We start from the raw sequence: 18326 nt of genomic DNA on the forward strand, positions 1-18326 counted from the left end.
GCGACGCCCGCCGGGCCGTAGCCGGCGTTGGCACCGGAGAAGAACAACCGGCCGTCGCCGGCGAGTAGCAGGGACGGATAGGTGGGAAAGACCTTCCGGAGATCCGGATGATCATTCCACGTCCTGACGGCAGGGTTGAACGACTCGGTGTTGCCCTGATCGATGTTGCCGTTGTCGTCGAGGCCGGAGACGGCGACGACCAGGCCGTTGGCAAGGGTTACCAGCGTCGGGTACCACCGGGCGTGGTTCAGATCGCCGGTCTTCTCATACCGCTCGGTCGCCGGATCGAAAATGTAGGAGTCCTTCAGCCCCTCGTACTCGTGCTTCTTTCCGTCCGGAGCGTCCGCCGCCAGGAGTTCATACTTCTTGGTCCCGCCGGCTATCAGCAGATTACCATCGGGGAGAAAGGCGTGCCCCGAACAGAAGACATCCCAGGGTGTGTGGACATCGGCAAATGTGTTCGCGATCGGATCCCACAGTACGGTCCTGAACTTTTTCGCGTCGAAATTTCCCTGGTCGTTACCGGAGCCGGCCATGAGCAGGACCTTCCCGGTGCGCAACATCGCCGCGTGAATCGACCGCGTGGCACTGTCCGCGACAACATCCCAGCGCCCGTAAGCGCGCATGTAGTCCGGCCGGTGGGACTGCCACTGTTCGTACCGGGTGGCAGTCCACGACACGGCAAACGGGCCGTTGCCCACAATGATGGCGAACAGGAATGCACCCAACCGCAGGATCCGCCACCGACGCAGCCGCTTGGCCTGAGCCGACGATGTCAGCACCGCAGCCATCAGGTGAGCTCCTCAAGCAGACCGTCGCGGGACACGCGCCGGCGCCGCGGCCGGAGCTTCATCGTGACATCCTCCATATAACCTCCCGCCGCCGAATACCCCCCCGCCGCCGAATTAGCGGCGTACACCGAATCGTGGGGGGAAACCGGACTGCGGGGAGACACCGAGTTACGGGGAGACACCGAGTTACGGGGAGACACCGAGTTACGGGCCGACAATGAATGGCCCCTGGGCACCGGCCGCACGCCTGGCGGATGTGGCCAGCTCCCCCGTTCGACCGATGCTGCCGGTCTGACCACCTTCTGCGTACTCTCCCCGTCGAGCCGACCGGGATTCCCCGGCGCGGACATGGGCTCGGGACGAGCCAGTCGCCGGGTGGTCTCCTCGCGGTAGACCCCCGGCTGCACCGTGGACCATATGGCCGGCGACTGCGACTGCACCGGCACCGGCACCGGCACCGGCCCGGGGATTTGAGCGGGCGATGGGCCGGCGATTGTGGACACGCACCACATGACAACGGGCGTCAGGCAGATGAGCAGGGAGAGCGCCGCCCAGACCATGTTGGCCGGATACACATGACCGAAGGTCGCCGCGATGGTGATGGAACCAGCGGAGACCACTGCCCAGAAGAGATGTTTCCGAAAAGTCACGAGCCGATCGGGGCTAGCGCTGTTCCCCTTGGGCGTAACCACGAACCCGAGCGGGCGCCGCAACAACGCGCCTACAAAGGCGGTCGAATAAAAGGGGGTACACAGCATCGAGACAAAGATTCCGGAGATACCGGCGGTCCCCTTCTCCTCATGCGGACTGATGTTGAAACGCCGCAGCCAGATGTAAAGGAGAAGTCTGGCCACCGCAACGTCGACGTAGAGGGCCAACCAGGACGAGATGTGCACGGTGACCCCGCTTGACCCCAGCGCCATGTAACTGACGGTGAGCAGCATCCCCATCAGCCAGGTGAGTGCGGCCGTCGGATAGTGCAGCATCAGAATCGAGTAGTGCACGCGGTGGCCCCACGACAGCTGCCGCAGGCGACGCACCGACTCGGTCACCATGACCTCGTTGGCGCCACGGGCCCACCGCAGCTGCTGGCTGAAGAAGTCGGTCCAGGTGGCGGGCCCTTCGCCGACGGCGACGACATCGGGGGTGTACACCGATTTCCACCGCCGGCCGGTTTCCGGGTGGCGCGCACCGTGCACGGCAAGGGATGTGGCCAGATCTTCGGTGATCGAATCCTGGAACCCGCCGATCTGCTCCCACGCGCGGACCCGGTAAGCGTGGTTGGTCCCGACGAACATTCCGCAGTTGAACCGGTTCGCGGCCCGCTGGATTACTGAATGGAACATGTAGTTCTGGGCCTCGGCGCCGCGGGTGAGGAAGGTGCGAAAGTTGCCGTAGACCTGTGGCCCCACCACAAAAGCCACCTCGGGATCCCGGAAGTAGCCGAGCATGCGCGCGGCGAAATTCGGCAGCGGAATGTGGTCGGGGTCGACCGACATGACAACGTCGTAGGACCCGCCATGGGCGGCCAGCCACGAATTGTGGTTACCGTGCTTGGTCCTGGCGCGAAATCGCCCCTTCGGCGCGTTCCACTTCGCCACGCCGTTGCGGGAGAAATGGTGGACTCCGATTTCCGCGCACATCGCCCGGACCGCCGGATCATCCCCTTCGTCGAGCAACCAGATGTCAATCGGCGTGCCATATCGAATCTGTCGGGCCGCGATCAGTGTGTCACGTACGACATCGACTGGTTCCTTTGTCGGCACGATCGTCGTGGTGAAGGCGATCCGCAGGCCTGCCGGCGGCCGGACCGGTACCGGATTGCGCATGATACACGCGGACCAGCAGAGCGTGATCGAATTGAGCAGCCGGATACCCTCGGAAAGGACGATCATCAAGAACATGACGGCGTTGCCGAGCCGGACCGGGGTCGGCAGGTACGCGCCCTTGGGAAAGTGATCCGGCTGGACCAGCCACACGAAGAACAGCGACGATAATCCGACGGTGGCCAGCAGCAGCGGCACAACCATCCACAGTTCCCGCCCCACCATCACCCGGCGATAGGTGACCCGATATTTTCCGTCCGCAGCCGGCAGCGTGAGCGGACCCGCGAGATTCGAAGAGGACGTGTAGTCGTAGGCCAATTCTATTCCAATAGGTCATGCCGCCAACAGGTTCGAAGCGGCGCCACGGCACGCGTCACATGCCGTTCCGCGACGCACGAACCCACCGGGGACGGGGGGAACGCCACCAAGATCGGCCCGTTCTCGACAGGTGGGACCGGTTGTGATCCGACGATTCCCGGGTGGAGCGACCAACCAGCTGCCATCCGACCCCGCCGAGGATGAGCGCGCCACCGGCCGCGAGGCTGAGCCACAGGCCCGGACCCACATGCGCTGCGGCCACAGGATGGTCCGTCTGGAAGGTACCGATCCGTAACCGGAGGAGTTCCGCAGCCACGGAATCCCCCGCATTGATCGTGACAGCGGCGAGGACCGCGATCGCGAGACCGGCTGGCGCCAGCACAAGGGTCAGCGGACGCGCCCACCGCGAATCCCGCGGCACCACGCTGGATACGGCGCAGACAACACCCAGGACCAGCACGACCATGCCGTTGGACGACAACTCCACCCCGGACCGGCTGACGGGGAGGAGCACCGCCCCGCGATCGGACAGCGTCGCGCCCGTCCACGGCAGCAGTGCCCCCGCCGCCGCGGTGACCCCCGCGAGGCCACATCCCGAAATGATCAAATCGGCGGCACGGGACCTGGATGCGGACTCAGCGCCCACGCATGGGCTGTCCGACTCGCGAATCGACAATCCGTCCCCTTCGACACCGTCATGACTACACCCACCCAATGGGTACCTGATCTCGCACAACCACGCCCGAACTTCGCATGATCGTGTATGCAACCGGTAACAGGATGTCCAGCCGTGTCCGTTGCTGGGTGAGAACCGTATCCCGACGTCAGAGCACCAGGTGGCCGTCGCCGACGCCCACCCAGGTCGTCGAGGTGAGCTCGGTGAGGCCCATCGGCCCGCGAGCGTGCAGCTTCTGCGTGGAGATGCCGATCTCGGCACCGAAACCGAACCGTTCACCGTCGGTGAAGCGGGTTGAAGCGTTGACCATGACCGCGGCGCTGTCACAGGTCGCGATGAACCGGCGGGACGCATCCAGCGACCGGGTGACGATCGCCTCGGTGTGCCCGCTGCCCCACTGGCGGATGTGGGCCACGGCGTCGTCCAGGGAGTCCACCACCCGGACGGCCATGTCCAGCGACAGATACTCGGTGGCCCAGTCCTGCTCCGTCGCGGGCAGCACCGCGGGGTCGTGGGAGCGGACCGCGTCGTCGCCGTGGACCGTCACCCCGGCCTGGCGCAGCGCCACGAGCACCCGGGGCAGGAAGACCTCGGCGACGCCGGCGTGCACCAGCAGCGTCTCGGCCGCGTTACACACCGACACCCGCTGGGTCTTCGCGTTGAGAACGATCGCCAACGCCATGTCGAGATCTGCGTCGACGTCGACGTATACATGGCAGTTGCCGACCCCGGTCTCGATCACCGGAACGGTGGACTCCGCCACCACGGCACGGATCAGACCGGCCCCACCCCGCGGGATCAACACGTCCACCAGACCACGCAGGCGCATGAGGTGTTTGACGGACTCGTGGTCGGCACCGGGCACGAGCGCAACCGCGTCGGCGGGCAGCCCGACCCCGGCCGCGGCATCCCGCAGCACCCCGACCAGCGCCGCATTGGTGCGTGCGGCCGAAGCGCTGCCGCGTAGCAACACGGCGTTGCCGCTCTTGAGACACAGCCCGGCCGCGTCCACCGTCACGTTCGGACGCGCCTCGTAGATGATCCCGATCACGCCGAGAGGCACCCTGACCTGGCGCAGCTCCATCCCGTTGGGCAGCAACCGACCACGAACCACCGTGCCGACCGGGTCGTCGAGGGCCGCGACCCTACGCAGACCGTCGGCAATGGCGACAAGGCGGTCCGCGCTGAGGGTCAGCCGGTCAACCATGGCCTCGCCGGTGCCTGCGCCGCGGGCGGTGGCGACATCCCCGGCGTTGGCATGGAGAATCTGTTCGCTGCCGGCAATCAGGGCGTCCGCCATCGCGGACAATGCGCGGTCCTTGTCCGCGCGGGACAACGGCGCGAGGACGGCCGCGGCCGCACGGGCCCGGACCGCGGTCTCGCGGACATCCTCCGCAAGGGTGTTCATGACCAGTTCCTCCCGACCCGGCGGCCGGCACGCGGCACGCGGCTACGAGGTTACCGGCCCTGCGCAGTGCAGCGCGTTCGGCGCGGCGCTGCGGACCCCGGGCTCCAAGGCGGGACGGCAACCATCCACCCGGGACCCGCGTGTGGAACTGTCGGAGGCTCGCCCTACCGTGCATGGCATGCTCGTGCTGCACACATCCGACTGGCATCTTGGCCGGGCCCTGCACCGGTTCGACCTGTCAGCGGCCCAAGCCGCGTTCGTCGACCACCTCGTCGAGGTCGTCCGGGCCGAGCAGGTCGATCTCGTCCTCGTCAGCGGGGACGTGCACGACCGGGCCATCCCGCCGGTCGCGGCCATGCGGCTGTTCGACGAGGCGCTCTCGCGGATACGCGACGCCGGCGCGCAGATTGTGGTGATCAGCGGTAATCATGACGCCCCCGCACGCCTTGGTGACAAGGCGGGGCTACTCGATCCCCGGGTCCGCATCCGCACGGAGGTGGCCGGCATCGCCGACCCCGTAACGGTCGAGGACTCCCACGGCCCGGTCCACGTCTATGCCCTTCCCTACCTTGAACCGGCTGCGGTCGCCACGACCCTGACGGATGCGGTGCCGGCCAGCGCGGTACCGGCCAGCGCGGTACCTGCCAGCGCGATACCTGCCAGGACGACGCCGACCCACGCCGCAACCATGCGACGGGCGATGCGTGCCGTGCACGCCGCACGGGCCCGCTACGGGGGGCGCAGCATCGTCTGCGCCCACGCATGGGTGAACGGCGGCGAAAGCAGCGAAAGTGAGCGCGACATCACTGTCGGCGGGATGGCGGCCGTCCCAGCGGAACTGTTCAGCGGGATCACCTACACCGCCCTCGGCCATCTCCACCGGCCGCAGACACTGCGTGACGGCCTGCGCTACAGCGGCTCGCCGCTGGCCTACTCGTTCTCGGAGGCATCCGACACCAAGTCGTCCCTGCTGGTCGAGCTGGACGCGACCGGCCTGGCCGGGGTCGAGGAGATCCCGGTACCGGTACACCGCAGGCTCACCCGGCTGCGGGGCCAGCTGGCCGAGCTCATGACCTCGCCCGTCCACGACGCACACACGGATGACTTCGTCTCGGTCGTGCTCACCGACCCGATCCGCCCGATGGACGCGATGACGACGCTGCAGCGCCGGTTCCCCTTCGCGCTCACCCTGAGCCATGAGCCGGCCGTCGGCCCGGTCGCCGACGGGCTCGATTACCGGCAACGGATCGCAGGGCGCACCGACCTGGCCATCGCCGAGGCCTTCGTCACACACGTACGGGCTGAACCGAGCGAGCGCGAACGGTCGTTGCTGCGGGCCGCGCTGGACGACGCCCGACTGTCCGAGGATGCCGCCTGATGCGTCCCCACCGGCTGGAACTCACCGCCTTCGGGGCGTTCCCCGATGGTGTCGAACTGGACTTCGACCGGCTGCGGGCAGGCGGTCTGGTGCTGTTGTGCGGCGAGACCGGCGGGGGGAAGACCACCCTGCTCGACGCGCTCGGGTTCGCCCTGTACGGCACCGTCCCGGGCCTGCGCTCCCGCGCGCGGGACCTGCGGTCGCACCATGCCGATACCAGGACCGAACCGTGGGTCCGGCTGGAGTTCAGCCTGTCCGGTCGGCGCTACCGGATCGCCCGCACCGCCTCCTGGGAACGACCCAAACGCGGCGGAGGCGGCAGCGTGCGGGTGAACCCGACCGCGCTGCTCGAACGGTGGGCCGAGCCCGGCTGGGAGGTTGTGGCCCAGCGCAACGATGACGTGGGGCTGGAGATCAGCCGGCTACTGGGCATGACCGCCGAACAGTTCTTCCAGGTGATCATGTTGCCACAGGGCCACTTCGCCGATTTCCTGCAGGCCGACCACGATGCCCGGGAACGGTTGCTCAAGCGATTGTTCGGAGTCGACCGGTTCGAGCACGCCGAGCAGTGGCTCGTCGAGCATGCCAAGATCGCGGATGAGAGGGTGACCAGCGCGCGCGGGGAGCTTGCCCGGGTGGTGGCACGCGCAGCGCAAGCCGCGGAGTCGGCGGAACCCGCCGACCCCGAGTCCGACCCGGAATGGGTCGCCCGCCTAGCCGCCGACGCAGCAGCCGCCGCGACGACCGCAGGCGATCGGGCCGCTGTTGCGGCGCAAACCCGTCGGCGCGCCGAGGACGCCCTTGAGCAGACTCGCCATCTCGCCGAGCGCCAGTCCGAACGGCGCGACCTGGTCGCGCGGCTTGAAACACTTGAAGCGGAGCTCACCGTGGTGACGACGACGGCCGCGGAACTCGACGCGGCGCAGCGCGCCAATCCGGTGCGCCGTGCCGTTGACCACGTGGAGGAACGCGTGGACAACCTCGAGCAAGCGCGTCGTGTCCAGGAGGCTGGACGCAACCGGCTACGACTGCTCGGTGCCCGCCACGACGCCTCTGTCGACGAGCTGGCGCGGCTGGCCCGCCTCGCCCACACCGACGTGGGACGTCTGGAGCAGCTCTCCCACGTCCTGGCCGGGGCGGAAGCCGACGATGCCGGCGCACAGGCTGCCGACGCCGACGCCGGGACTCATGCGGCAGCGGTCGCCAGGCTCACCGAATACCTGCGGACCGACCTACCCCAGCAGCGCCAGGTCCTTGACGCCAGGCTGGACCGGGCCCGTGCCGGCGCGGCGGCGCTGCCCGGGGTGCGGGAACAGGCCCGGGTGGCCACAGAACTGGCCATCACCGTGCTGCAACGCCACGACGCCACGGCCCGTGCCCACGAGGCGGAGCGAGCCGCCCGTGACGCCCACACCCGGGCCGGCGACATCCGCCGGCAGCGGTTCGACGCGATCACCGCGGAGCTGGCCGCCGCGCTCGTCGACGACTCCCCCTGCCCGGTCTGCGGGTCGTTCGTGCATCCCGACCCGGCCGAAGTTCGGGCGGACCATATCAACAAGGACGACGAGCTGGCCGCCGAAGCCGAGGCCGGCCGGCTGGCAGCGACGGCAACCGGCGCGCGCCGCGACGCAGACCGGCTCGATGGACGAATCCGCACGCTGCGCAGTGAACTGACCAACCGCGGGGAACCCGCCCGGGCGACGGCGGACATGATTTCGGCACACACGGACGGCGAATCGTCCCGGGCGGTCGAGTCGTTCGCGACGGTCACCGTGGTCGGAATCATCGACTCGGCGTCGCACGGCGACGGTGGCAGCACCGGCGACGCCAGCGATGTCGCTGGTGGCCATGACAGTCACCGCAGCGCCGCTGACGCCGGCTCGTGGCGCCCGGCGCTGCCGGCTGCTCCCGAGATTCCCGCCGAACGTCCCGCCGAGGAGTTCGAGCGGACCGCGGCAGAGCTCGCCGCGCATGCCGAGGCACTCGCCGCCGCCGCGGACGACGTCCCACTCGCCGAGCGGGCGCTGGCCCTGTTCCGCGAGGAGGAGACCCGGGCAACCGCCGAGTTGGCCGGCCACTCATCGGCCCGGCAACTCGCCGCTACCCACGCTGAGGAATTCCGGACGCGAGCCGCCCGGGCGCGTTCGGGCATCCCACCTGAGCTTCGGGACGCCGACCAGCTGGCAGCCCGTCAGCGTGAGGTCGCACAGTTCGCGGACGCGTACGCCGAATGCCACACGGCTGCCGCCGCGACGGCGTTGGCGCAGGAGGAACACCGTCGGGCGGTGGCCACGGCCGACGGCGACGCCCGCGCTGCGGGCTTCCCGGACGCGGCGACCGCCCGGGCCGCCTGCCGGGACGAGCGCTGGCTCGCCGAGGCCCGGACGCAGTTGGAGGCCCACCGAGACGACCTGGTTGCGGTGCGGTCCCGGTTGGCCAGCCCCCAGCTGGCCGTTGACCTGCACGCGCCGGCACCGGTGGCCGATCATGTGGCCGCCACGCTGGGCGCCCGGGACGCCCATGAGGAGGCCCTTGCCGACGCTGCGCGTGCCGGCGACCGGGCCAGATGCCTGTTCGATCTCGTTGCGGTCTTCGCCGCGGCGTTCGCGGCCGTGGCACCGTTGCGCGATGCCGCCGAGCACGTGCGCGGCCTCGCCGATGTGGCCGTGGGGCGAGGTGAGAACCGCCAGGGCATGCCCCTGTCGAGCTTTGTGCTCGCAGCCCGTCTCGAGGAGGTCGCAACCGCGGCGAGCGGGCGGCTGTCGGCGATGAGCGGCGGCCGGTTCACCCTGGTCCACGACGCCGGTGAACGCCGCGACCGACGCCGCCGAGCCGGGCTCGGGCTGCTCGTCGAGGACGCCTGGACGGGCCGGCGGCGTGACACCGCGACCCTGTCCGGTGGGGAGACCTTTCAGGCCGCGCTGTCCCTGGCGCTGGGGCTCGCCGACGTGGTCACCGCCGAGTCCGGCGGTCAGGCCATGGATGCGCTGTTCATCGACGAGGGCTTCGGCAGCCTCGACCCCGACAGCCTGGAGGAGGTCATGAACGTCCTGGACGACCTGCGCTCCGGCGGCCGGCTCGTCGGCGTCGTCAGCCATGTCGCCGATCTGCGGCAACGCATCCCCACCCAGATCACCGTCGTCAAGGGCACCCGCGGCAGCCAGGTGCGGACCACCCTGCGCTGACACCAGCCGATCCCGGTTGTCACTGCGCGCGCGATGATTTTTCGAGGTTTGTACGATCAATAACACCGTTTCAGGCGAACAAACCTCGAAAAATCAACTAGGCCGATGATGGTGACGCTGGAGGATGACGAGGTCGTCGCGGTGGAGGTGACTATGCGGCGCAGGGCGCAGAGGGAGCTCCGGGTGGCGCAATCGACAGACAATCTGCAGCCCTGCTGCTGTTCTGGAACCGACCCGTTCAGGGCCTCTGCTCCAGGAGGTTCCCCACGCGGCTGAGACCACGGATCCACGCTTCGACGGCCGGATCGATATAGCCCGCGACAAGGAAGATGTCGTCTTGAAGGGTGGCAAGCGGTCGATTGTGAATCGGTTCGTGGTGTGCGATTCGGTTCCGCAGACGAACAAGATCGTTAGTCGGAGCGTAAACGCTGGCCCGACGGGTTGGTCGAAGACCCGGGAAAGCGTGCCTGAGCGCGGGGGTCCAGAGCGTCGCTTCATAACGTCTGGTCAGTAGATACCGCCAGAAACCAAAGGATAACTCGGCGATGATCCGTCCAGGCGCTACGGCCTTGCCTTCCCGCTGAAGTCTGACGCGGGTGGCAGCGATGTCATGACGTCGATGAGCCTCGAGGATCCCGACGGGATCGTCATACCAGTGATCTCTTCTGCCTGTTTGACCATGCCAGACCGTCAACTGATCGTGCAGAGCGTTACGAAGCACGACCTCAAGAAGGCCGAGGCTCTCGTGAAAGGCAGCACTGATCTCCATGTTCCACTCGTAGAGGTGGACCGCACGGGCACCGTCGTGGGAGCAGGCCATCTCGTAGGGACGAAACCGTTCGGGGCTGAGCCTCTGCCGAAGCAGGGGTGTGAGCGAGGGCGCCGGGGTCTGGGGGTTGGACATCGCGTCACCGTACTTCTATAATCAGCGGGGACACCCCGGATGGCCTCTACCGCCTCGAGCGGCAAGCCCCCGGGGTTTTGTATTTCAGACAAATCATCTCAGGTCCGCCCAGTTGTCCGATCCGGAGGTCGTTCTTTCGCGCGAAAGAACACGGCAAATCTCACAGCCTGGGGGCGGGACCCGTGTGGACGCCACAGCCGAGGTTGTGAGATCTGTGCTACCGGTTCGGACGAACAAACCTCGAAAAATCAACTAGGCCGATGATGGTGACGCTGGAGGATGACGAGGTCGTCGCGGTGGACGATCTCACGCTCATAGGATGAGCCGAACTCGGCGGCAAGGTCGGACGTCGAACGACCCAGCATGCCCGGCAGCTCCGCCGCATCGTAGGCGACCAGGCCCCGGGCGACCGGCAGGCCCGCCGGGCTGACCAGGTCCACCGGGTCGCCGGCGGAGAAATCGCCGTCGACCTTCGTGACGCCGGCGGGCAACAGCGACACCCGGCGGTCGACCACTGCGGCCACCGCGCCGTCGTCAAGAAAGAGCCGGCCCTGCGGGATTGTCGCGTGCTCCAGCCACAGCAGGCGGGACGCCCGGCGCGGTCCGGTCGGGTGGAAGACCGTGCCCACCTCGGCGCCGGCAAGGGCGTCGGCTGCGTTCTCCGCCGACGTGATGATGGTCGCGACCCCGCCCGAGGCGGCCATCCGAGCTGCTTCGATCTTCGTTGCCATACCCCCGACCCCGACTCCGGCGCTGCCGGTGCCCCGGGTGCCGACCCCGTCGAGATCCGCATCGGTCCGAACCTCGCGGACCATGGTGGCCGGGCCGCGCCGCGGATTGGCGTCATAGACACCGTCCACATCGGACAGCAGGACCAGGAGATCCGCGGAGACGAGATGCGCGACGATCGCCGCGAGGCGGTCGTTGTCGCCGAGGCGGATCTCCTGCGTGGCAACGGCGTCGTTCTCGTTGACGATGGGCACGACACCGAGGTCCAGCAGCCGGTCCAGGGTGGTCCGGGCGTTGCGGTAGTGGGTGCGGCGGATCACATCGGTAGCGGTGAGCAGCACCTGGCCGACCCGGTGCCCGGCCGTCCCGAACTCGGTGGCATATCGGTGCACCAAAATGCTCTGACCGACGCTCGCCGCCGCCTGCAGGGTCGCGAGATCCCGGGGACGCCGGGCCAGCCCCAGTGGCGCGAGGCCTGCGGCGATTGCACCCGAGGACACCAGTACCAACCGGCCGGCGCGTGCCACCAGCGCCCGCACCAGGGCATCGAGACGATCACCGTCAATACCGCCGCTCGCGGTCGTCAACGACGACGATCCCACCTTCACCACGACCCGGTCAGCCCGGATCACAAAGTCACGAATGGTCACGAGTCGACCCTGTCACGAGTCGACGTCGTCATCCCACCCGCTTCCAGCGTCGCGATCAGCCGCCCGGCGGGCGAACCGCTGGGCCCTGGTCAGTCGGGTGGTGGCGGTGAGCCTGTCGTCACTGCCACGCGGGCCGAGGGTGGCGCCGACCGCAACGGTCTCGCCGTCTCGCGAACCACCGGCAACAGACCCACCGGAAACGGAGTCGGCGACAACGGATCCAGCCGCAACAGATCCAGCGGCGACGGATCCGGCGGCAACAGAATCGGCAACCAGGGCATCGCGACGGGCGGCGCGCCCACCACGTCCGCTCAGGTGCGGTTCCCAGTCAAAAGTGACGTCACCGATGGTAACCGCGACTCCGGGCTCTGCCCCCATCCGGGCAAGCTCGGCCTCCAGCCCGAGACGGGCCAGCCGGTCGGCGAGGAAACCGATCGCCTCATCGTTACCGAAGTCGGTCTGACGCACCCATCGCAGCGGCTTGGCACCGGTCACGACGAATCCGTCCTCGTGCGCGCGGACGGTGAAGTCGGCCTCATCGACCGCACGGGGACGCAGAACGACCCGCGGGGAGGAGTGCGTCGGCATGGCTGCCCGGTGTGCGGCAACCTGTTCGGCCAGGGCGAGTGAGAGCGCGCGGACGCCCTCACGGGTGGCGCTGCTCACCGCGAACACACCCAGCCCGCGAGCGGCGATCTCGGCCGTGACCAGTTCCGCCAGGTCACGGCCGTCCGGAACATCGATCTTGTTCAGGACGACCACCCGCGGCCGGTTCGAGAGGTCCGCGGAGTACGCAGCCAGCTCCGCCTCGATGACGTCGAGATCGCTGACGGGATCACGGCCGGGTTCGAGCGTGGCGCAGTCCAGCACATGCACGATGAGCGAGCAGCGTTCGATATGGCGCAGGAACTCAAGGCCCAGGCCGCGCCCGGAGCTGGCCCCGGGGATCAGACCTGGGACGTCGGCCACCGTGTACGGGGGAAGATCACCGGCCAGCGCCACGCCGAGGTTCGGCACGAGGGTGGTGAAAGGGTAGTCTGCGATCTTGGGCTTGGCCGCGCTGAGCACCGAGACCAGCGAGGACTTACCCGCGCTGGGAAAACCCACCAGCGCCACATCCGCGACGGTCTTGAGTTCCAGGACGGCGTCAAGCTGCTCCCCCGGCTCACCGAGCTCCGCGAACCCCGGGGCCTTGCGCCGGGCGGAGGCCAGCCCCGCGTTGCCGCGACCACCGCGGCCGCCACCGGCGAGGACCAGGTCACTCCCAACGCCGACCAGGTCCGCGATCTGCTCGCCGTCCGGCCGCAGGACGACAGTGCCGTCCGGCACCGACAGCACAAGATCCACACCGTCGGCGCCGTGCCGGTTGGAGCCCTGACCCGGACGACCGCTCGAGGCCCGCTGATGGGGATGGAAGTGGAAGTCGAGCAGGGTCGTCACGCTCGGGTCGACCCGGAGGATGACGTCCCCGCCACGACCGCCGTTGCCGCCGTCCGGGCCGCCGAGCGGTTTGAACTTCTCGCGATGAACCGAGGCGCAGCCATTCCCGCCATCCCCTGCGATGACGTGAAGGATAACCCGGTCGATGAAGGTGGGCACAGCTGCCTTTCTCCATCGTCGTTACGTCACTCGCCGCACGTCACTCGCAGCGCGCCCGCCGTGGAACCTGCGGACGCACGAACGACCTCATCTCACGCCGGCATCGGCCCAGTTGATCGGATTGCCGCCGACCTCAGGCGGCCACCAGCTCCTCCACGGAGATGATGTTGATGACCCGACGACCCCGACGGGTACCAAACTGGACATGCCCGGCGACCAGCGCGAACAGCGTGTCGTCACTGCCCCGGCCCACCTGCGAGCCGGGGTGGAAGTGCGTGCCCCGCTGGCGAACAATGATCTCGCCCGCCTTGACATACTGACCACCGAAACGCTTGACACCGAGCCGCTGAGCGTTGGAGTCACGACCGTTGCGCGAGGAGCTCGCGCCCTTCTTGTGTGCCATGTCGTTCAGGCCTTCCCGGTCTCGATACCGGTCACCCGCAGGCGGGTGAACTTCTGACGGTGGCCCTGCCGCTTGTGATAGCCGGTCTTGCTCTTGAACTTGTGAATCCTGATCTTAGGACCCTTGACGATCTCGACGACCTCCGCGGTCACCTCGACGGACGCGAGCACGTCCCTGTCGTGGGTAACCACGTCGCCGTCGACGAGCAGAAGCGCCGGCAGGTTGACGGCCGCGCCCGGCTCGCCCTTGACGAGCTCGACATCGACGACATCGCCGACGGCGACCTTGTGCTGCTTGCCGCCGCTGGCCACGACCGCGTACACCGGATTCTCCTTGCTGAAGTCGGACGGGCATCTCCCACACGGCGAAAACACAGCCGTGTCCGGCCCTGATTGCATTAGCTTAACAGGCGCGCACGCCGACCTGACACCGCCGGCCCCGGCATCGGTCAGGGTCTGGGGACGCATCCCGCCATGGCACCGATGGACCATGGCGTGTCGCCGACTATCGCGCGACCATCGGATCGTCGCGGACCCGCCGATGCCCGTTCGGCTGAGCATCGGATGAACATCCGATCGGACGGAGCGGACCGGTGGCACTGTGGCGGTAGGAACGTGGACGAACGGGTACAAGCGCCCGGACTGACGGGGCCGGCGCCCGAGCGGGGCTGGCAGGTGCAACGTGTGGCCGACGGCGGCGCGAAGCAAGATTCTCGCATCGCCCTTCGCCTGGACGGGGGTTGGGTCGCGGTGGGTTGGCAGGTCGTGATCTGGGCGGCTGGTGCCGCCACGGTCACCGCTGTCCTGACCGTGGGCTGGCCGTTGATGACCTCGGCTCGGACGGTCGACCCACGGCGACGGTCAGCCACGATCGCCGCATCCACTGTCATCGTCACAACCGTGATCGGGGTCGCCGTAAACAGCCTGGTGGGCCTGCCTGCCGGAGTGCGCGCGGCGTGGGCGCTGAGCACAGCCTGCGCGGCATGCTGGCTTGCGGTACGTGCTCGCGGGCTTTCGACCGACGCCTTCGCCACCGGTGGGCGGGCACCGGCCCCCGATACCAACAGCGATGCGCTCTCAGCTCAGGATGACGTCGTCCAGGCCCTGGTCGTAGCCTCGTACGCCCTGCAGATGGGCGACAACAGCCGCGCCAGCGCTGCGGTTGACGGCGCACTGCGGCGGTCCCGCGCACGGCTGGACGCGCTCCTGCACGAGGGCGACCCACGCTGCGACCTCGTCCGCAGGGAGCCGACGCACTACCGTGCCGTCGGCGACGCGTCACCCGTCCGGCACTGAGCTGACCCCGCCGGCACTGAGCTGACCCCGCCGGCACTGAGCTGGCCCCGCCGGCACTGAGCTGGCCCCGCCGAGCTGCCCGGTCCAGCGCCTCGCCCTGGACCGGGCGCCTACCACCGCAGCTCACCAACAAAAAGATCTAGATGGCCTTCGGCGATGCGATCGTGGTTCCTCTCGCACCGCCGAAGGCCAAAGAGCGCCCGGGTCGCTACAGGGTGTGGGCCGCCTCGCCGGCCTCCTGCGGTGCGGCTGCCGCACGCGACGCACGCCGGCGGCCGGCGGCACGGGCGCCGGCCGCTCGGGGACCGTTGGACGACGGCAGCCCCGAACCGCTCGTCGCCCCATCTGACGTGCCACCGTCGGACGTGCCACCGTCGGACGTGACGCCGTCGGACGTGCCACCGTCGGACGTGACACCGTCGAGCGTGGGCTCCTGCCCGGGTCCGGCGTAAGTCGGGTTCGGATCCGCGCTCACGGCCTGCGGAGCCCCGACGCCGGCGGCCACCGTCTCACCGTTCGGGTCGGCGTCGGCCGCCGCATCTGCCGGCGCATCGTCCGGTGCCAGCGGATCGTCCAGTGCCGGCAGATCCGGCGGACCGGAGGCCCGCCCGGGCGGCGCAGCCTGGCCGTCCAGATGCACGATGACACCACGCCCACCGCAGTGGGCACAGGGCTCGCTGTACGCCTCGAGCAGCCCCTGGCCCACCCGCTTGCGGGTCATCTGCACCAGCCCGAGGCTGGTGACCTCGGCGACCTGATGACGGGTACGGTCCCGACCGAGGCATTCGGTCAGGCGCCGCAACACAAGCTCGCGGTTGCTCTCCAGGACCATGTCGATGAAGTCGATGACGATGATGCCACCGATGTCACGGAGCCGGAGCTGACGGACGATCTCTTCGGCGGCCTCCAGGTTGTTCTTGGTAACGGTCTCCTCGAGATTTCCGCCTTTACCGGTGAACTTGCCGGTATTGACGTCGATGACGGTCATGGCCTCGGTCCGGTCGATCACGAGTGATCCCCCCGACGGCAGCCAGACCTTGCGGTCAAGGGCCTTGGCAAGCTGCTCGTCGACGCGGTACTCGTCGAACACGTCAACCGTGTCGGCATGCCGGCGGACTCGCTCGCGCAGGTCCGGCGCCACCATGTCGACATAGTCCTCGATCATCGTGGCCTCCTCGACTCCCTGGACCACCAGCTCGGCGAAATCCTCGTTGAAGATGTCCCGAATGACCCTGATCACCAGATCGGGTTCGCCGTAGAGCAATGCGGGGGCGGTGGCCTTCCCCGCCTTGCGGCGGATGTCCTCCCACTGGGCCGACAGCCGAGCGACGTCCAGCGCGAGTTCCTGCTCGCTGGCGCCCTCCGCCGCGGTCCTAACGATCACACCGCCGTTCTCAGGAGTGATCTTCTTGAGGATCGTCTTCAGACGGGCGCGCTCGGTGTCGGGAAGCTTCCGGCTGATCCCCGCGTTCTGCCCATCCGGCACGTACACCAGATATCGACCGGGCAGACTCACCTGGCTGGTCAGGCGAGCACCCTTGTGCCCCATCGGGTCCTTGGAAACCTGAACGACGATCGACTGGCCCGACTTCAGCACCTGTTCGATCTTACGGGGCCGCCCGTCGAGCCCGGAGGCGTCGTAGTTGACCTCCCCGGCGTAGAGGACGGCATTGCGGCCCTTGCCGACGTCGACGAACGCCGCCTCCATGCTCGCAAGCACGTTCTGGACCCGGCCGAGATAGACGTTCCCGGCATACGACCAGGAACTCGCCCGGGTCACGAAATGCTCGACAAGCACCCCGTCCTCAAGCACCGCGATCTGCGTACGGTCACCGGCGTTGCGCACGACCATGCGTCGCTCGACGGCCTCGCGACGGGCCAGGAACTCGGCTTCGGTGACGATCGGCGGACGGCGGCGGCCGTTGTCCCTGCCCTCCTTGCGACGTTGGCGCTTCGCCTCCAGTCTGGTCGAACCGCTGACCCCGCGCACCTCGTCGTCCCGAACGCGGTTTTCGCGAACATGTACAACCGTGGCCGGGGGGTCGTCCGGGGCGATGTCGTCCGGGATCGCGGTGCCATCCCGGCGACGCCGCCTACGGCGCCGGCGCGAGCTTCCCACCGGCTGGTCCTCGTCGTACCCGCCCGCCGCTGTGCCCGCCGCTGTGCCCGCCGCTGCGCCGGGCGCAAGCCCGGCGCCTTCGGCATCGGAGTCGTCGAGATCATCGTCGTCGCGGGGGTCGCGGGAGTCTCCGGCCTCGATACGGCCTGACCGACCGGACCCGTCACCGTCGTCGAACTCATCCGAACGCGTGCCCGGCCGATCGACGGTGATCGCGAACTCATCGTCGGCGCCCTCGAGCTCCTCGTCGACCCGGGCACGGCCCCTACCTCGGCGGCCTCTGCGGCGGCGTCGCGTCGAATTGTCGCCATCACCGTCACCGTCGCCGTCGTCAGCCGCGGCCGGGTCGGGGAGCTCCTCCTCGTCCACGTCGGCGTAGGCCGTGGGGCGGTCGGGCTCGGGCTCGGGCTCGTGGGCCAGGTCGAGAGCGCGCCCGGATTTTGATCGCGGGTTTCCCCCGTTCGTCGCGGTCTGGCCAGGTCCGGCACCGGCCGGCCTGCCGACGCTGTTCGCGGCGTCCGTGTCGGGCACGTCGGCCAGGTCGACGTCGAACGGCGAGGTAGCACGCCGGCGACGACGGGGTACCAGGTCAAGAGCCGCGGTGTCGGGCGCCTGGAAGGTCACCATGGTGACCGCCCGCCCACGGCGCGGACGCACCTGCGAGCCCGCCGGCGGAGGTCCATCCCCGATCACGGGCATGGCACCGGCCACGGGCGGGATACCGGTAAGATCAGATAGCGGCAGCTCCGGTGGCGACGGATCGGCGTCAACCGCCGACCTCATGGTCGACTCTGACGGCTCGCCGCCACCAGGGGAAAGCGTGCCGGGAAGGGGTTCGCTCGCCAGCGAAGCCTCAAGCGAGGCCTCGGTCAGGACGTCCGGCGGAGGTCCTGCGGACCGTCCGGCGGCGCGCCGCCGTCGCGGGGCGGAACGAGTGGTCGGTGTCTCATCGGAGTCTGTCGGGATGTCATCGGGCACGGGTTATGAAGCCTCTCGGGGTCCCCGGGCGCGCTGCTTGCGCAGTCGCGGCCGCTCAGGAACCGCT

12 protein-coding genes and 1 pseudogene are annotated in these 18326 nt (G+C 68.7%); 3 read left to right on the forward strand and 10 right to left on the reverse strand.

What is annotated here, in order from left to right:
• From U9977_RS01260 to U9977_RS01275, 4 genes and pseudogenes are all read right to left on the reverse strand, one after another.
• Positions 1-791: pseudogene (locus tag U9977_RS01260) on the reverse strand (galactose oxidase); the annotation flags it as partial.
• Positions 791-2935, reverse strand: a complete 2145-nt coding sequence (locus tag U9977_RS01265) for a cellulose synthase catalytic subunit (protein WP_322747273.1) — start codon at positions 2933-2935, stop codon at positions 791-793. The gene U9977_RS01265 and the pseudogene U9977_RS01260, both read right to left, overlap by 1 nt.
• Before the next feature lie 55 nt (positions 2936-2990).
• Positions 2991-3581, reverse strand: a complete 591-nt coding sequence (locus tag U9977_RS01270; protein ID WP_322747274.1) for a hypothetical protein — start codon at positions 3579-3581, stop codon at positions 2991-2993.
• A gap of 178 nt (positions 3582-3759) precedes the next feature.
• Positions 3760-5019: a glutamate-5-semialdehyde dehydrogenase gene (locus tag U9977_RS01275; protein ID WP_322747275.1), complete on the reverse strand. Its 1260-nt coding sequence runs from the start codon at positions 5017-5019 to the stop codon at positions 3760-3762.
• A gap of 178 nt (positions 5020-5197) precedes the next feature.
• On the opposite strand from U9977_RS01275, the gene U9977_RS01280 reads away from it, so the two are divergent.
• Together U9977_RS01280 and U9977_RS01285 are read left to right on the forward strand one after the other, a co-directional pair.
• A complete protein-coding gene (locus tag U9977_RS01280) occupies positions 5198-6397 on the forward strand; it encodes an exonuclease SbcCD subunit D (protein WP_416210440.1) in 1200 nt (399 codons plus the stop codon).
• A complete protein-coding gene (locus U9977_RS01285) occupies positions 6397-9582 on the forward strand; it encodes an AAA family ATPase (RefSeq protein WP_322747277.1) in 3186 nt (1061 codons plus the stop codon). Before U9977_RS01280 ends, U9977_RS01285 begins: the two co-directional genes overlap by 1 nt.
• A gap of 238 nt (positions 9583-9820) precedes the next feature.
• On the opposite strand, the gene U9977_RS01290 is transcribed toward U9977_RS01285, so the two are convergent.
• The 5 genes from U9977_RS01290 to rplU all read right to left on the reverse strand — a co-directional run bounded on the left by U9977_RS01290 (position 9821) and on the right by rplU (position 14190).
• On the reverse strand, positions 9821-10351 hold the full coding sequence (locus U9977_RS01290) for a hypothetical protein (RefSeq protein ID WP_322747278.1): 531 nt from the start codon (positions 10349-10351) through the stop codon (positions 9821-9823).
• 383 nt (positions 10352-10734) lie between these two features.
• Positions 10735-11859, reverse strand: a complete 1125-nt coding sequence (gene proB, locus U9977_RS01295; RefSeq protein WP_322747313.1) for a glutamate 5-kinase — start codon at positions 11857-11859, stop codon at positions 10735-10737.
• An 18-nt stretch (positions 11860-11877) separates the two neighbouring features.
• The gene (gene obgE / locus U9977_RS01300) at positions 11878-13464 is read right to left on the reverse strand and encodes a GTPase ObgE (RefSeq protein ID WP_322747279.1); all 1587 of its coding nucleotides are present in this window, start codon (positions 13462-13464) and stop codon (positions 11878-11880) included.
• A 133-nt stretch (positions 13465-13597) separates the two neighbouring features.
• A complete protein-coding gene (gene rpmA / locus U9977_RS01305; protein WP_239332063.1) occupies positions 13598-13867 on the reverse strand; it encodes a 50S ribosomal protein L27 in 270 nt (89 codons plus the stop codon).
• Between the two features lie 5 nt (positions 13868-13872).
• Positions 13873-14190: a 50S ribosomal protein L21 gene (gene rplU / locus U9977_RS01310; protein WP_322747280.1), complete on the reverse strand. Its 318-nt coding sequence runs from the start codon at positions 14188-14190 to the stop codon at positions 13873-13875.
• Between the two features lie 291 nt (positions 14191-14481).
• On the opposite strand from rplU, the gene U9977_RS01315 reads away from it, so the two are divergent.
• On the forward strand, positions 14482-15162 hold the full coding sequence (locus U9977_RS01315; RefSeq protein ID WP_322747281.1) for an MFS transporter: 681 nt from the start codon (positions 14482-14484) through the stop codon (positions 15160-15162).
• Positions 15163-15370: 208 nt separating this feature from the next.
• On the opposite strand, the gene U9977_RS01320 is transcribed toward U9977_RS01315, so the two are convergent.
• Positions 15371-18064 carry an Rne/Rng family ribonuclease gene (locus U9977_RS01320; protein WP_322747282.1) on the reverse strand — a complete coding sequence of 898 codons (2694 nt, stop codon included), beginning with the start codon at positions 18062-18064 and terminating at the stop codon, positions 15371-15373.
• Positions 18065-18326 lie beyond the last annotated feature (262 nt).

Source organism: Protofrankia sp. Cas8, assembly GCF_963555845.1.
Taxonomy (GTDB): domain Bacteria; phylum Actinomycetota; class Actinomycetes; order Frankiales; family Frankiaceae; genus Protofrankia.

What these genes read in the sequence shown, in the direction of transcription:
- U9977_RS01275 (WP_322747275.1), bottom strand. Translation starts at nt 5,019, where the DNA reads ATGAACACCCTTGCGGAGGATGTCCGCGAGACCGCGGTCCGGGCCCGT.
- U9977_RS01280 (WP_416210440.1), top strand. Translation starts at nt 5,198, where the DNA reads ATGCTCGTGCTGCACACATCCGACTGGCATCTTGGCCGGGCCCTGCAC.
- U9977_RS01285 (WP_322747277.1), top strand. Translation starts at nt 6,397, where the DNA reads ATGCGTCCCCACCGGCTGGAACTCACCGCCTTCGGGGCGTTCCCCGAT.
- U9977_RS01290 (WP_322747278.1), bottom strand. Translation starts at nt 10,351, where the DNA reads ATGGAGATCAGTGCTGCCTTTCACGAGAGCCTCGGCCTTCTTGAGGTC.
- rpmA (WP_239332063.1), bottom strand. Translation starts at nt 13,867, where the DNA reads ATGGCACACAAGAAGGGCGCGAGCTCCTCGCGCAACGGTCGTGACTCC.
- U9977_RS01320 (WP_322747282.1), bottom strand. Translation starts at nt 18,064, where the DNA reads ATGAGGTCGGCGGTTGACGCCGATCCGTCGCCACCGGAGCTGCCGCTA.